Below are 12,786 nucleotides of genomic sequence, written 5' to 3' on the forward strand. Positions count from 1 at the left end.
TCGCGGCCGCCGCACCTTCCGACCAAGACGATGGAATCCGCCGCTCCCAAGCCCGTACAGATTGCCGAACTTCGCCGCATGCGCGAGGCCGGCGAGAAGATCGCCTGCCTGACCTGCTACGACGCCAGCTTCGCGCTGGTCGAGGACCGCGCCGGCGTCGATGTGGTGCTGATCGGCGATTCGATGGGCATGGTGATCCACGGTGGCAACACGACCACGCCGGTCAGCGTCGCCGACATCGTCTATCACTCGAAATGCGTCGCTCCGTTTCTGAAGCGTGCATTCCTGATCGCCGACCTGCCGTTCCTGTCCTACGCCACGCTCGAACGTGCGCTCGATGCGAGCCAGCGCGCGATGCAGGAGGGCGGCGCGAAGATGGTGAAGCTCGAAGGAGGACGCGAGCAGACCAGCATCGTCGAGTACCTTGCGGTGCGCGGCGTGCCGGTGTGTGCGCACCTGGGACTGCGCCCGCAGTTCGTCCACAAGATGGGCGCGATGAAGGTCCAGGGCCGCGACGAAGCCGCTGCCGAAGAGATGTTGCAGGACGCCAGGATGCTTGTGGATGCCGGGGCGGACATGCTGCTGCTCGAATGCGTGCCGTCGGAGCTGGGCAAGCGCATCACCCAGGAAAGCCGGGTGCCGGTGATCGGCATCGGCGCCGGCCACGACGTCGACGGCCAGATCCTGGTGCTGCACGACATCCTCAACATCTCGCCGATGGTCACCATCGGTCGCAAGCCGCGTTTCGTGAAGAACTACATGACCGGCGGTGCGGATATCGAAGCGGCGATCCGCGCTTACGTGCAGGAAGTGAAATCCGGCGCGTACCCCGCGCCCGAACACTGCTTCTGAGGCCCCGTCGTGCGCACCGTGCACACGGTCGCGGAACTGCGCGAACAGATTGCGGAGTGGAAGCGGGCGGGCGAGCGGGTCGGCCTGGTGCCGACGATGGGCAACCTGCACGCGGGGCATCTGGAACTCGTCGCGCGAGCGCGTAGCCTGGCCAGGCGCGTCGTCGTCAGCATCTTCGTCAATCCGCTGCAGTTCGGTCCCAACGAGGATTTCGATCGTTATCCGCGCACGCTACCGGCCGATGCCGCCAAGCTCGACGCCGCCGGCTGCGACCTTCTGTTCGCCCCCGACGTGGCGCAGATGTATCCGCAGGGACGCGAGAACCTGAGCACGGTCAGCGTGCCCGCGCTGAACAGCCTGCTCGATGGCGAGTTCCGTCCGGGGCACTTCGACGGCGTGGCCACCGTCGTGAGCATCTTGTTCAACCAGGTGCAGCCGGATCTCGCGGTGTTCGGCGAGAAGGACTGGCAGCAGCTGCAGGTGGTCCGGCGCATGGTGGCCGACCTGCACCTGCCGCTGACGATCGTCGGCCATCCGACGGCGCGCGACACCGATGGCCTGGCGCTGTCCTCGCGCAACCAGTACCTGTCGGCCGAGGAACGCGCGCTGGCGCCGGAGATATTCCGCACGCTGGGTGGCCTCAGCGACAGTTTGAAAGCTGGACGCCGGGATTTCGAAGCGCTCCAGCGCGAAGCGCTGCAGCGGCTCGAAGGCTTCGGATTCAAGGCGCAATACGTGGAAATCCGCGCGCCGGACCTCTCCGCGGCGACGGCAGACGGCCGCGAATGGATCCTCCTCGTCGCCGCTTTCCTGGGGCGGACCCGGCTCATCGACAATCGGTATCTTTGCTTATGACCAGGTTGTTGCCGCACTAGGAACGCATCGTTACACTCCGCGTCCGCTTTGCACCATGCCTCGCAAAGCCCGGGTGTATGTCTTTTTGGGCCGCCCGTTGCTGTTCATAACTTGAATCCCGTGGTGCATGTCTTAGTGGGCCGCCCGGGGTCGCTTAGCCAAGTGGATCAGCCATGCAACTGACGATGCTCAAGTGCAAATTGCACCGTGCCCGCGTAACTCACTCCGAACTGGACTACGACGGTAGCTGCGCGATCGATTCGCGCCTGCTCGACCTGGCCGGGATCATGGAGTTCGAGCAGATCCAGATCTACAACATCGCCAACGGCGAGCGCTTCACGACCTACGCGATCAAGGCCGAACCCGGCTCCGCGATCATCTCGGTCAATGGAGCGGCGGCCCACAAGGCCCGCGTTGGCGATCGCGTGATCATCTGTTCGTACAGCGCGATGGAAGAAGGTCAGGCCCGCGTCTTCAAGCCGCGCCTGGTCTATCTCGACGAAACCAATCGCGTCGTGCGTACGGCCAACACCATCCCCGTTCAGGCCGCTTAATCCGGCGCGGCGCCCGGTTCTGTCGGGCGCCGCTGATCAAGATGTAGACGGTTCGCCGCGCTTGGCCGCGCGGCGAAGTTCGTGCATGGTCGCTCATGTCGATCTCAGCCGGTGCTGCCGTGATTCCACTCGAACGAACCGACGCCTGGTCGGCTGTGCTGTCGCACGCGCGGGCCACGGGTTCTGACTCGCTGAATGCGCTGTTCGCAGCCGACGAGACTCGCGCGCAATCGCTTTGCGCCACGGCCTGCGGATTGACCCTCGATTTTTCCAAGCAGCGCATTGATGCGCGAACCCTTGAGCTGTTGCTGGCGGTGGCCGAAGCGCGCGATCTGAAAACCTGGCGCACGCGCTTGATGGCGGGCGAGGCGATCAACCACACCGAAGGACGCGCGGTGATGCACGTTGCGCTGCGGGCGCCGCGCGGTCTGCCGATGTTCGCCGACGGCAAGCGCATCGACGGCGACGTCCACGACGTGCTCGACCGCATGGCCGCTTTCAGCGAGCGCGTGCGCGATTGGAGCTGGCGCGGCGCGCGCGGCGACACGATCACGGATGTCGTGAACATCGGGATCGGCGGTTCCGATCTGGGGCCGCGCATGGTCTGCGAAGCGCTGACTGCGATCGCCGGAAAGGGACCGCGTGCGCACTTCGTCGCGAACGTCGATGGCGCGCAGCTCGCCGCGGTCCTGGAGTCGGTGGATCCGGCGCGCACGCTGTTCGTCGTGACCTCCAAGACGTTCACGACGCAGGAAACGATGGCGAATGCCAACGCCGCGCGACGCTGGCTGGTCGATGCGCTGGGCGCGCCTGCGGTGGCGAAGCACTTCGTCGCCGTCTCGACAAATCTCGACGCGGTGACGGCTTTCGGCATCGAGCCGACCAACGCGTTCGGCTTCTGGGACTGGGTCGGCGGACGCTACTCGGTATGGTCGGCGGTAGGCCTCTCCGCGATGCTGCGTGTCGGCCCAGCGATGTTCCGCGAGCTGCTCGCGGGTGCGCACGCCATGGATCGCCATTTCGTCGAGGCGCCGTTCGCGCAGAACCTACCGGTCCTGCTCGGGCTGCTCGCGGTCTGGAACCAGAGCGCGCTGGGCTGCTCGACGCAGGTGATCGCGCCGTATGCGCAGCGTCTCGTGTTCTTCGCGGACTGGTTGCAGCAGCTCGAGATGGAATCCAACGGCAAGTACGTGATGCGCGACGGCACACCGGTGACGCGCTCGACGCCCGCGCTGTGGGGCGATGTCGGCACCAACAGCCAGCACGCCTTCTTCCAGATGCTGCACCAGGGACCCGAAGTTCATCCGGTCGACTTCATCCTGCCGGTGAAAGCGGATCACGCCTTGCCCGAACAGCAGCGCCTGCTGATCGCCAACGCGCTCGCGCAGGCGGCGGCCTTGATGCGCGGCAAGACCGCGGACGAGGTTCGTGCCGAGCTCGTCGCCAAGGGCATGAAGGGCGAGGCGCTCGAACAGGCGATCCCGCACCGGGTTTTCCCGGGCAACCGGCCGAGCAACCTGATCCTGCTGCCGCGCCTCGACGCCTTTCACCTGGGGGCGCTGATGGCGATGTACGAACAACGCACGTTCGTGCTGTCGGTGCTGTGGGGCATCAACGCGTACGATCAGTGGGGCGTGGAGCTGGGCAAGCAACTTGCTACGCGGCTGCTGCAACCGGATGCGAAGCACGACCCGGGCCTCGATGGCTCGACGCGCTCGCACCTCGGCCTGCTGGGTTGAGCCATCATTGCCGCGACGCGGCGAAGCCGGCCTGACCCGAAAAATGATGATCCGATCCCTTCAGAGGAGTACTTCGATGCACGCAACCCTTCGCACCCTGTTCGTAGGCTGGCTTTCCGCCGCCCTGATCCTGATCGGCTTTCCGGCGCATGCCGGCATGATCGGCACGGAGAGCGCCCTTTCGGTCGATGCGCGCGCATCCCATCTCGCCACCGTCGAGCAGTTCATGGCGCGTGACGAAGTGCGGGCGCAGCTCGAAGGCTTCGGCGTGGAGCCGGCGATGGCCGCCGAGCGCGTCGCCAACCTGAGCGACGCCGAGTTGCAGCAGATGGCCTTCAACATCGAGTCGCAGCCGGCCGGCGCCGGTGCGCTGGCGGTGATTGGCATCGTGTTCGTCGTGCTGCTGATCCTCGAACTGGTTGGCGTGATCAACGTGTTCCAGTCGTTCTGACCTTGATCTCAATGTTGTTCGAACGGCGGGCCCTGTGGCCCGCCGTTCTGTTTTTGCTGTCGGCGTGCGCAGGCGCGCCTCCGCGCATCGACGCGCCCGGCGATGCCGTCGAATTGTCGGCCGTCCCGTTCTTCGCCCAGACCGAACATCACTGCGGCCCGGCGGCGCTGGCCACGATGCTCGCCGCGCAGGGCGTTGCGGTCACACCGGACCAGCTCTCCCCGCTGATCTACATTCCCGGACGCGAGGGCACACTGCAGGCGGAGATGATCGCGGCGACGCGACGTTACGATCGCCTGCCGCTGCGACTGGAGCCCACGCCGGAGGCGGTGATCGCGGCCTTGCACGAGGGCCAGCCGGTGCTGCTGCTGCAGAACCTGGGCTTCCGGCGCTGGCCTGCCTGGCATTACGCCGTGGCAGTGGGCTATGAGCCCGAGGCGTCATCTTTCATCCTGCGATCCGGCACCGAGCAACGTCTGACGACCGGACTGCGCCGCTTTCTGCAGACCTGGGATCGGGCGGATCGCTGGGCTTTCGTGTCAGTGGAGCCGGATCAGGTTCCCGCCAATGCGACGCCGGAAGCCTGGCTCGCCGCGGCCGCTCCATTCGAATCGCTCGGCCGGATCGACGTCGCGGAGCGCGCGTACAAGGCCGCGCTGGATCGCTGGCCCTCATCGTCACTGGCCTGGCAGGGCCTCGCGAACACGCGCTACGCGGCGAACGACAAGCCGGCCGCCGAGGCCGCGCTGCAAAAGGCGGTGGAACTGGATCCGGCGTCAGTGACGGCGCGCAACAACCTCGCGAGCGTGTTGCTCGAGCGCGGATGCGTGACGGCGGCGCGTGCGCAGCTCGAAGCCGTGGGACGAGTCCCCGGGGCGCTGGCCAAGGCCGTCGAGCAGACGCGGCGGGATGTGGATTCGGTGGGCACGCGCGAAGACGCATCAGGGTGCCCGTAGCCCGGGCGTTGAATTTCGCGAAGCGAAAGAGCGGGGTTGCGCTCCGTATGCGAGAGCCCCCCGGGTTTCACCCGGGCTACGGGGCTTGGCGCCGCAGCGCCCACTCCACGTGATCGCGCACCGCCGCATCCGGGTGATCGACGTGTTTGCGCAGTGACTCGACGACCTCCGCCGACCGCGGCGCGTTGCCCAGCGCGATCGCCAGGTTGCGCAGCCAGCGCGCGTGGTCGAGCCGGCGCAACGGCATGCCTTCGGTGCGCTGCAGCCACTCGGCTTCGTCCCAGTTCCAGAGTTCGAGCAGGCGCGCCGCATCCAGGCCATGGCGCGGCGTGAAGTCGCTCTCGGCGGTGGCGCCGGATTCGCGATTCCAAGGACAGGCCAGCTGGCAGTCGTCGCAACCGAAGATCCGGTTGCCCATCGGTACGCGGAATTCTTCGGGAATCGGGCCGTGGTGTTCGATGGTCAGGTACGAGATGCAACGTCGCGCATCGACCTTGTACGGCGCCACGATGGCGCCGGTAGGGCAGGCACGGATGCAGGCGCTGCAGCGTCCGCAGCCGTCCGCGACGGGTTCACGCACATCCGCCTCGAGCGGTACGTCGACGAACAGCTCGCCGAGGAAGAACCACGAACCACCGCCGGGTGCGCCGTCGGCGCTGCGCACCGAATCCTGCGCGCGCTGGATCAGCAGCGTGTGCTTGCCGATCCAGCCCAGCCCGGCGTTGCGCGCCACGGCCTTTTCGAGGATCGGCGCGCTGTCGGCGAACACGCGGTGACCCAGCGGTCCGATCTCGCGCTCGATGCGGCGTGCCAGCTTGAGCAGGCGCGCCCGCATGACGCGGTGATAGTCGCGTCCCAGCGCGTAACGCGAGAGGTAGGCGAGCTCGCCGTTCTGTAGCACCTCATCTGCGTCGTGCGCCTTGGGCCAATACGGCAGGCGGACCGAAATCACGCTCAAGGTGCCGGCGCGCAGCGCCTGCGGGGAGGCGCGCATTTCGGGATCGCGCGCCATGTAGGTCATCGATCCGTGATGGCCGCTGGCGATCCAGTTGCGCAGGTGCTCCAGGTCGTCGCCCAGCTCGGGACGCGAGATGCCGGCGTCCGAGAATCCAAGCTCGCGTGCCCATTCGCGGATCGACACCGCGAGCGTCCGCAGCGCATCGGCGGATAGGCTCGTCATGACGCGCGGCCGCGGCGTGCTGCCCGCATAATCGCGCCATGAATTTCGGCGCGGATTCCACACGGCGGGCGGGCGTTCATCGGGCGCGATTGTATTCGGCTGCCCAGGTTCGCGAACTGGACCGCCGGGCCATCGAAGAGCTGGGAATCGCCGGTTACGTGCTGATGCAGCGCGCGGCCGGTGCCGCGTTCGAGGCGCTGCGGATGCGATGGCCGCAGGCGACGCGCATCGTGGTGCTGTGCGGGTCCGGTAACAACGGCGGCGATGGCTACGAGATGGCCTGCATCGCGCGCGCCGCAGGCTTTCAGGTGGACGTGGCGCGCGTCGGGGTGCTGCCGTCGAGTGGCGACGCGGTGCATGCGCACGCGGCCTGGGCGCAGTCGGGCGGATTCGTGAGCGTGTTCGACGCGAACTTCGTTCGCGACGTGCTGCCGCAGGCCGACGTCATCGTCGACGGCATCTTCGGCATCGGGCTGTCGCGCGCGGTCGAAGGAGTGGCGGCCGATGCCATCGCGGCGATCAACGCGCGCGCGCCGAAGCAGGGCGCGCTGGCCCTCGATCTGCCGTCGGGCCTGGATGCCGATACCGGCGCCGTTCTGGGCACCGCCGTGCGGGCGGATATCAGCGTCAGCTTCATCGGCCGCAAGCTCGGCTTGTACGTGGGTTCCGGTCCGGACCACGCGGGACGCCGCGCCTATGCCGACCTGGGCGTGCCGTCCTCGCTGACCGAGGCATCGCCGTCGCTGGCCGAGCTGATGTGCGAGGACGAGATCCCGATTGCGCTGCCGCGTCGCGCCCGCTCGGCGCACAAGGGCTCGCATGGCCATGTGCTGCTGATCGGGGGAGACGTCGGCATGGCCGGCGCCATCCTGCTGGCGGCGCGCGGCGCACACCGGTCCGGCGCCGGACTGGTCAGCGTCGCCACGCGTCCGCAACACGCGCTGGCGCTGACCGCTGCGCATCCCGAGGCGATGTTCCATGGCCTCGACAACGCCGCCGCGGTCGACGAGCTGATCCGTCGCGCGGACGTGCTGGGCCTCGGGCCGGGCCTGGGCACCGGCGTGTGGAGCGCCGGCCTGTTCGATCGCTGCGTGCGCGCCGGCAAGCCGCTGGTGCTGGATGCCGATGCCCTGAGCCTGCTGGCGCGGGCCTCCGCCACGCGTCTGGCGCCGGGCACCGTGCTGACGCCGCATCCGGGCGAGGCGGCGCGCCTGCTCGGCACCGATACCGCGCGGGTGCAGGGCGATCGCATCGCGGCGGCGCGCGCTCTGCGTGCGCGCTACCCCGGCGCGATCGTCGTTCTCAAGGGCGCAGGGTCGATCGTGCTCGGCGAGCAGCTCGCGATCTGCCCGTACGGCAATCCGGGCATGGGCGTCGGCGGCATGGGCGATGTCCTGACCGGCGTGATCTGCGGGCTGCTCGCGCAGCGCCTCGATGCCGAGGCGGCCACCGCCACCGGCGTGCTCGTGCATGCGCTGGCCGGCGATCGCGCGGCTGCGCAGGACGGCGAGCGCGGCCTGCTGCCGAGCGACCTGGTGGCGCAGCTGCAGGCTGTCGTGAATCCTTAGATGACGATGCCTATCGAACTGCCGGACGAAGCTTCCACGACCGCGCTCGGCGAGCGGCTGGCGGCCGAGTTGCTCCAGGCGGGACGCGGCGTGGTCTTCCTGCACGGCGACCTGGGCGCCGGCAAGACGACGCTTGCGCGCGGACTGCTGCGGAGTTGCGGCGTGACCGGGACGCTGCGCAGCCCGACCTACACGCTGATGGAGCCGTACTCGGTGGGCGGGCAGGGCTTCCTGCACCTGGACCTTTACCGGCTCACCGATCCGTCGGAAGTCGAGAACCTGGGCCTGCGCGACTACCCGCCCGAATCGACGATCTGGCTGGTCGAATGGCCACAGCGCGGAGCGGGATTCCTGCCGGCGCCGGACCTCGAGGTCCGCCTGGCGCCGCAGGGCGAGGGACGGGTCGCGACGATCGATCGACACTCGGCGAAGCGGCCCGGTTGACCGATAATCGACATGAGGTAACAGTCTTATCTGACTGGTTCAGAAGAAAATAAAATCTTGCGTTCGATTAATAGTCACGCTATGTTCCGCGCCATCTTCCGGCCGGAGCGAGCGGCCATGCGGTTCCTTGTGTTCCTCCTTCTGACTGGCGCGGCGTCACTGGCGACCGCAGGGGAACTGCGCGACCTGCGCCTGTGGGACTCCCCGGAAGGCACGCGCGTCGTCCTCGAACTGAGCGGTTCGACGGCCCACAAAGTTTTTGCGCTGGAAAACCCCTCGCGGATCGTCATCGACCTGCCCGGTACGACCGGTGTGCGCCTGGCCAACAAGGCGGCGGGCAAGGGCGCGGTCGAACATGTGCGTGCCGCGCAACGCGAAGAAGGCCTGCGCATCGTGCTGGACATGCGCAAGTCGATCGAGCCGCGAGCCTTCCTGCTCGATCCGGCCGATCAGTACGGCTATCGCCTCGTGCTCGACCTCGCGGGTGCGGGCGATGAAGGCGCGGCGCCTGCAGCGCCGCCGGTCAAGGCGGAGGCCTGGGAGCCCAAACCCATCGTCGTGGCGATCGATGCGGGACACGGCGGCGAAGACCCCGGCGCGATCGGTCACGGCGGCCTGTTCGAAAAGGATGTGGCGCTCACGCTGGCGCGCAAGCTTGCGGCCCTGGTCAACGCCGAGCCGGGCTTTCGTGCGGTCCTGACGCGCGACGGCGACTACTACCTCGAGCTGCGCGAGCGCGTGAAGCGCGCGCGCAAGGCGCAGGCGGACCTGTTCGTGTCGGTCCACGCCAACGCGCTGAAGGATCGCAACATGCGGGGCTCCGCCGTGTACGTGGTGTCGGCGCGCGGCGCGACCAGCGAACACGCGCGCTGGCTGGCGCAGAAGGAGAACGCGGCCGATCTCGTCGGCGGTGTCGGCCTTCACGGCAAGGACGATGAGCTGGCAGCCGTGCTGATCGACTTGTCGCAGGCCTCCACGATGGAGGCGAGCTTCGACGTCGGCGCACGCATGCTCAAGTCGCTGGGCCGCGTGAACACCTTGCAGCGCGCGCAGGTCCAGCAGGCGGGTTTCATGGTGCTCAAGGCGCCGGATATTCCTTCGGTGCTGGTCGAGACCGCGTTCATCACCAATGCCGAGGAAGAGCGCCTGCTGCGCGATCCCAAGGGGCAGGACCGCATCGCGCGCTCGCTGTTCGATGGCATCAAGGGTTATTTCGAGAGTTACCGGCCGCGCGAGCAGCGGCCTGCAGATTCGCCCTCGCCGCGCCTGCAGAAGGTGCGCGCCCCTTCGGGCGATGGAGTCCGCGCAATCGCGGATTGAGCGTGTCAGGGAGGCTGTGGGGACCTGGGGCCGGGCCGCGAGGCACGGCCTCAGGTTTTTTCAGGGCCGCGAAAGCCGATAATCCCGCGCCATGCCCATCCGCCTGCTGCCCGATGTCCTGATCAACCAGATCGCCGCTGGCGAAGTCGTCGAGCGCCCGGCTGCGGTGGTCAAGGAACTGGTCGAGAACAGTCTCGACGCGGGAGCACGCCGCATCGAGGTCGATCTCGAGCAGGGAGGGCTCGCGCTGATCCGCGTGCGCGACGACGGGCGAGGTATCGAGCTCGACGAACTGCCGCTGGCCTTGGCGCGGCACGCCACCAGCAAGATCGCGTCATTGGCGGATCTCGAAAGCGTCGACAGTCTCGGGTTCCGTGGCGAGGCGCTGCCGAGCATCCTGTCCGTATCGCGGCTGACGCTGGGTTCGCGCACCGCTACGTCCGAGCACGGCTGGAGCGTCAGCGGCGCGGGAGCCTTCGATTCGAGCGTGGCGCCGCAGGCGCTGGCGCATCCTCCGGGTACGTCGGTGGAGGTCTGCGACCTGTTCTTCAACACGCCGGCGCGACGCAAATTCCTGAAGAGTCCGTCGACCGAGCTGCGCCACGCCGAGCAATGGTTGCGACGCCTCGCCCTCGGGCGCACGGACGTCGGGCTTGTGCTGCGCCACGAGCGCCGCCGCCTGATGGACCTTGCGCCGGTGACCGACGACGCGACGCGCGATGCGCGTCTGAAGGCGGTGTGCGGTGACGAGTTCCTCGAACATCGCGTTCTGGTCGACGAGTCGCGACACGATCTGCGCCTGACCGGCTGGTTCGCGCGGCCGAGCTTTTCGCGCGCGTCGGCGGACCTTCAGTATTTCTATGTGAACGGCCGCTGCGTGCGCGATCGTCTCGTGGCCTTCGCGTTGCGCCGCGCGCTGGCGGACGCCATGCATTCGACCCGGCATCCGGCGTTCGTCCTGTATCTGGAACTCGACGCGCGCGCGGTGGACGTCAACGTGCATCCGCAGAAAACGGAAGTCCGCTTTCGCGATTCGGCGCGCGTGCACGATTTCCTGTTCGGCGCGGTGCAGCAGCGCCTGCGCGATCTGCGTCCCGAGGCGGACCAGCATCGTGTGCACTTCGCCGGCTTGCCGGCGAGTGGAGACCAGGGGGCGTCGCCGATGGCGCGACCCTGGTCGACGAATACGGCGAGCCTGCCGCTGTCCGCGCGCGAACCGAGCTTCGCGCAGACCGCCTGGGGCCTGATGCGTGACGCGGCTTCCGCCGGCCCGAGTGCGACGACGGCCGAACCGATCCCCGCGCAGGAGTTCGCACTCGGGCGGGCGTTGGCCCAGCTCCACGGTGTCTTCATCCTGGCCGAGAACGCGCGCGGACTCGTGTTGGTGGACGCCCACGCCGCGCACGAGCGCGTGCTGTACGAACGCATGAAGCGCGAACTGGCCGAAGGCCCGGTGCCCTCGCAGGCCATGCTCGTGCCCGAGCCGATCCACGTCGCCGAGGACGAGGCCGATGCGCTCGAGGCCCGTCGTGAAGAACTATCCGGGCTGGGCATCTCCCTGGATCGCGTCGGGCCCGCGACCGTGGTCGTGCGCGCGGCGCCGCCGCTGCTCGGTCGCGAAGACGTCGCTGCGCTGATTGCGGGCCTGGTGCGCGACGAGGGACGGCCGGCGCCGCACGCGCATCTGGGCGAGGTGCTCGATGCGCAGAGCCGTGTGCTCGCCGATGTCGCCTGTCGTGCGGCGATCAAGGCCAATCGCCGTCTGAGCCTGCCCGAGATGGATGCGCTGCTGCGTGACATGGAACGCACGGAGCTCGCCGATCAGTGCAATCACGGCCGCCCGACCTGGGTTCAACTCGAGATGTCGGAACTCGATCGCCTGTTCCTGCGCGGTCGCTGATCGATGCACGGACTTCCGGTGGTGTTGTTGATGGGGCCCACCGCGTCGGGAAAGACCGACTTGTCGCTGCGCCTGGCGGATCGGCTTGCAGCGCAGGGACGCGGTGTCGAGATCATCAGCGTCGACTCCGCGCAGGTGTATCGCGAAATGGATGTCGGGACCGCCAAGCCGGATGCGCAGGCGCGCGCGCAGATTCCGCATCACCTGCTCGACATCTGCGATCCGGCCGAACCGTACTCCGCGGCGCGATTCCGTGGCGACGCGCAGCGCTTGATCGGGGAGATCCGCTCGCGCGAGCGCCTGCCGCTGCTGGTCGGCGGCAGCATGCTGTACTTCCGCGCGCTGACCGCAGGGCTGAGCGATCTGCCGTCCGCCGATCCCGTGCTGCGTGCGCGCATCACGCAGCGCGCCGAGCGTGAGGGATGGGCGGCGCTGCATGCGGAACTCGCGACGCTCGACGCAAGAACGGCCGCACGCCTGCACCCGAACGATGGCCACCGCATCCAGCGCGCACTGGAGGTCGTGGCGACCACCGGCCGGCCGCTCAGCGAGCTGCGCGGCGACGCCGGGCCTGCCAGCGCGGCATTCGATGGCGTGAAGCTGGCGCTGATGCCGCCGGAACGCGCTGAACTCCACGCGCGCATTGCCTCACGGTTGCAACAGATGATGGCGCAAGGTTTCGAAGAGGAAGTCCGGCGGCTGCACGCGCGAGGCGATCTGCACGTAGAGTTGCCGTCGGTGCGCGCAGTCGGCTACCGGCAGCTCTGGGCCTGGCTGGACGGCGAAGGCGATCTCGCGCAGGCCACCCAGAAAGCGCTCGAGGCCACGCGGCAGTTCGCGAAGCGGCAGATCACCTGGCTCAGGTCTGAGCACGATCTTTGCTGGTTGAACTTCGAGGCGCCGGAAGCGGTCGATATGGCGCTTCGGCAAATCGATGAATGGACGCCAAAATCGCCGTGCTAGACTC

General features: G+C 68.0%; 12 protein-coding genes. 11 read left to right on the top strand and 1 reads right to left on the bottom strand.

All coding sequences use genetic code 11. From position 1 onward, the window contains the following. Positions 1–30 precede the first annotated feature (30 nt). The 6 genes from panB (at position 31) to DFR24_RS23100 (ending at position 5,407) form a co-directional block, all read left to right on the top strand. Positions 31–852: a 3-methyl-2-oxobutanoate hydroxymethyltransferase gene (gene panB, locus DFR24_RS23075; RefSeq protein WP_133883818.1), complete on the top strand. Its 822-nt coding sequence runs from the start codon at positions 31–33 to the stop codon at positions 850–852. A gap of 9 nt (positions 853–861) precedes the next feature. After that, a complete protein-coding gene (gene panC, locus DFR24_RS23080; protein WP_133883819.1) occupies positions 862–1,707 on the top strand; it encodes a pantoate--beta-alanine ligase in 846 nt (281 codons plus the stop codon). 173 nt (positions 1,708–1,880) lie between these two features. Then, entirely contained in the window at positions 1,881–2,261 is a 381-nt protein-coding gene (gene panD / locus DFR24_RS23085; protein ID WP_133883820.1) for an aspartate 1-decarboxylase, read from the top strand. 95 nt (positions 2,262–2,356) lie between these two features. Then, positions 2,357–4,000 carry a glucose-6-phosphate isomerase gene (pgi, locus tag DFR24_RS23090; RefSeq protein ID WP_133883821.1) on the top strand — a complete coding sequence of 548 codons (1,644 nt, stop codon included), beginning with the start codon at positions 2,357–2,359 and terminating at the stop codon, positions 3,998–4,000. Positions 4,001–4,076: 76 nt separating this feature from the next. Then, positions 4,077–4,451, top strand: coding sequence for a PA2779 family protein (locus DFR24_RS23095; protein WP_133883822.1), 375 nt, complete (start codon positions 4,077–4,079; stop codon positions 4,449–4,451). An 11-nt stretch (positions 4,452–4,462) separates the two neighbouring features. Next, positions 4,463–5,407: a PA2778 family cysteine peptidase gene (locus DFR24_RS23100; RefSeq protein WP_133883823.1), complete on the top strand. Its 945-nt coding sequence runs from the start codon at positions 4,463–4,465 to the stop codon at positions 5,405–5,407. A gap of 76 nt (positions 5,408–5,483) precedes the next feature. On the opposite strand, the gene queG is transcribed toward DFR24_RS23100, so the two are convergent. Continuing rightward, a complete protein-coding gene (gene queG / locus DFR24_RS23105; protein WP_133883824.1) occupies positions 5,484–6,587 on the bottom strand; it encodes a tRNA epoxyqueuosine(34) reductase QueG in 1,104 nt (367 codons plus the stop codon). Positions 6,588–6,625: 38 nt separating this feature from the next. On the opposite strand from queG, the gene DFR24_RS23110 reads away from it, so the two are divergent. From DFR24_RS23110 to miaA, 5 genes are all read left to right on the top strand, one after another. Further along, entirely contained in the window at positions 6,626–8,155 is a 1,530-nt protein-coding gene (locus DFR24_RS23110; RefSeq protein ID WP_133883825.1) for an NAD(P)H-hydrate dehydratase, read from the top strand. Continuing rightward, positions 8,156–8,599 carry a tRNA (adenosine(37)-N6)-threonylcarbamoyltransferase complex ATPase subunit type 1 TsaE gene (gene tsaE / locus DFR24_RS23115; protein WP_246051770.1) on the top strand — a complete coding sequence of 148 codons (444 nt, stop codon included), beginning with the start codon at positions 8,156–8,158 and terminating at the stop codon, positions 8,597–8,599. A 117-nt stretch (positions 8,600–8,716) separates the two neighbouring features. Next, positions 8,717–9,919, top strand: coding sequence for an N-acetylmuramoyl-L-alanine amidase (locus DFR24_RS23120; protein ID WP_133883826.1), 1,203 nt, complete (start codon positions 8,717–8,719; stop codon positions 9,917–9,919). 91 nt (positions 9,920–10,010) lie between these two features. Next, positions 10,011–11,819, top strand: coding sequence for a DNA mismatch repair endonuclease MutL (mutL, locus tag DFR24_RS23125; RefSeq protein ID WP_133883827.1), 1,809 nt, complete (start codon positions 10,011–10,013; stop codon positions 11,817–11,819). A 3-nt stretch (positions 11,820–11,822) separates the two neighbouring features. Next, positions 11,823–12,782 (top strand): tRNA (adenosine(37)-N6)-dimethylallyltransferase MiaA, encoded by a 960-nt coding sequence (miaA, locus tag DFR24_RS23130; RefSeq protein ID WP_246051771.1) that lies wholly within the window; start codon positions 11,823–11,825, stop codon positions 12,780–12,782. The last annotated feature ends 4 nt before the right edge of the window (positions 12,783–12,786 follow it).

It is taken from the genome of Panacagrimonas perspica, assembly GCF_004364935.1.
Lineage (GTDB): Bacteria > Pseudomonadota > Gammaproteobacteria > Nevskiales > Nevskiaceae > Panacagrimonas > Panacagrimonas perspica.

Excerpts from the sequence above, each read along its gene's own strand:
- tsaE (WP_246051770.1), top strand. The coding sequence starts at position 8,156 with ATGACGATGCCTATCGAACTGCCGGACGAAGCTTCCACGACCGCGCTC.
- miaA (WP_246051771.1), top strand. The coding sequence starts at position 11,823 with ATGCACGGACTTCCGGTGGTGTTGTTGATGGGGCCCACCGCGTCGGGA.
- pgi (WP_133883821.1), top strand. The coding sequence starts at position 2,357 with ATGTCGATCTCAGCCGGTGCTGCCGTGATTCCACTCGAACGAACCGAC.
- DFR24_RS23095 (WP_133883822.1), top strand. The coding sequence starts at position 4,077 with ATGCACGCAACCCTTCGCACCCTGTTCGTAGGCTGGCTTTCCGCCGCC.
- mutL (WP_133883827.1), top strand. The coding sequence starts at position 10,011 with ATGCCCATCCGCCTGCTGCCCGATGTCCTGATCAACCAGATCGCCGCT.
- queG (WP_133883824.1), bottom strand. The coding sequence starts at position 6,587 with ATGACGAGCCTATCCGCCGATGCGCTGCGGACGCTCGCGGTGTCGATC.
- DFR24_RS23100 (WP_133883823.1), top strand. The coding sequence starts at position 4,463 with ATGTTGTTCGAACGGCGGGCCCTGTGGCCCGCCGTTCTGTTTTTGCTG.
- panB (WP_133883818.1), top strand. The coding sequence starts at position 31 with ATGGAATCCGCCGCTCCCAAGCCCGTACAGATTGCCGAACTTCGCCGC.
- DFR24_RS23110 (WP_133883825.1), top strand. The coding sequence starts at position 6,626 with ATGAATTTCGGCGCGGATTCCACACGGCGGGCGGGCGTTCATCGGGCG.
- panD (WP_133883820.1), top strand. The coding sequence starts at position 1,881 with ATGCAACTGACGATGCTCAAGTGCAAATTGCACCGTGCCCGCGTAACT.
- DFR24_RS23120 (WP_133883826.1), top strand. The coding sequence starts at position 8,717 with ATGCGGTTCCTTGTGTTCCTCCTTCTGACTGGCGCGGCGTCACTGGCG.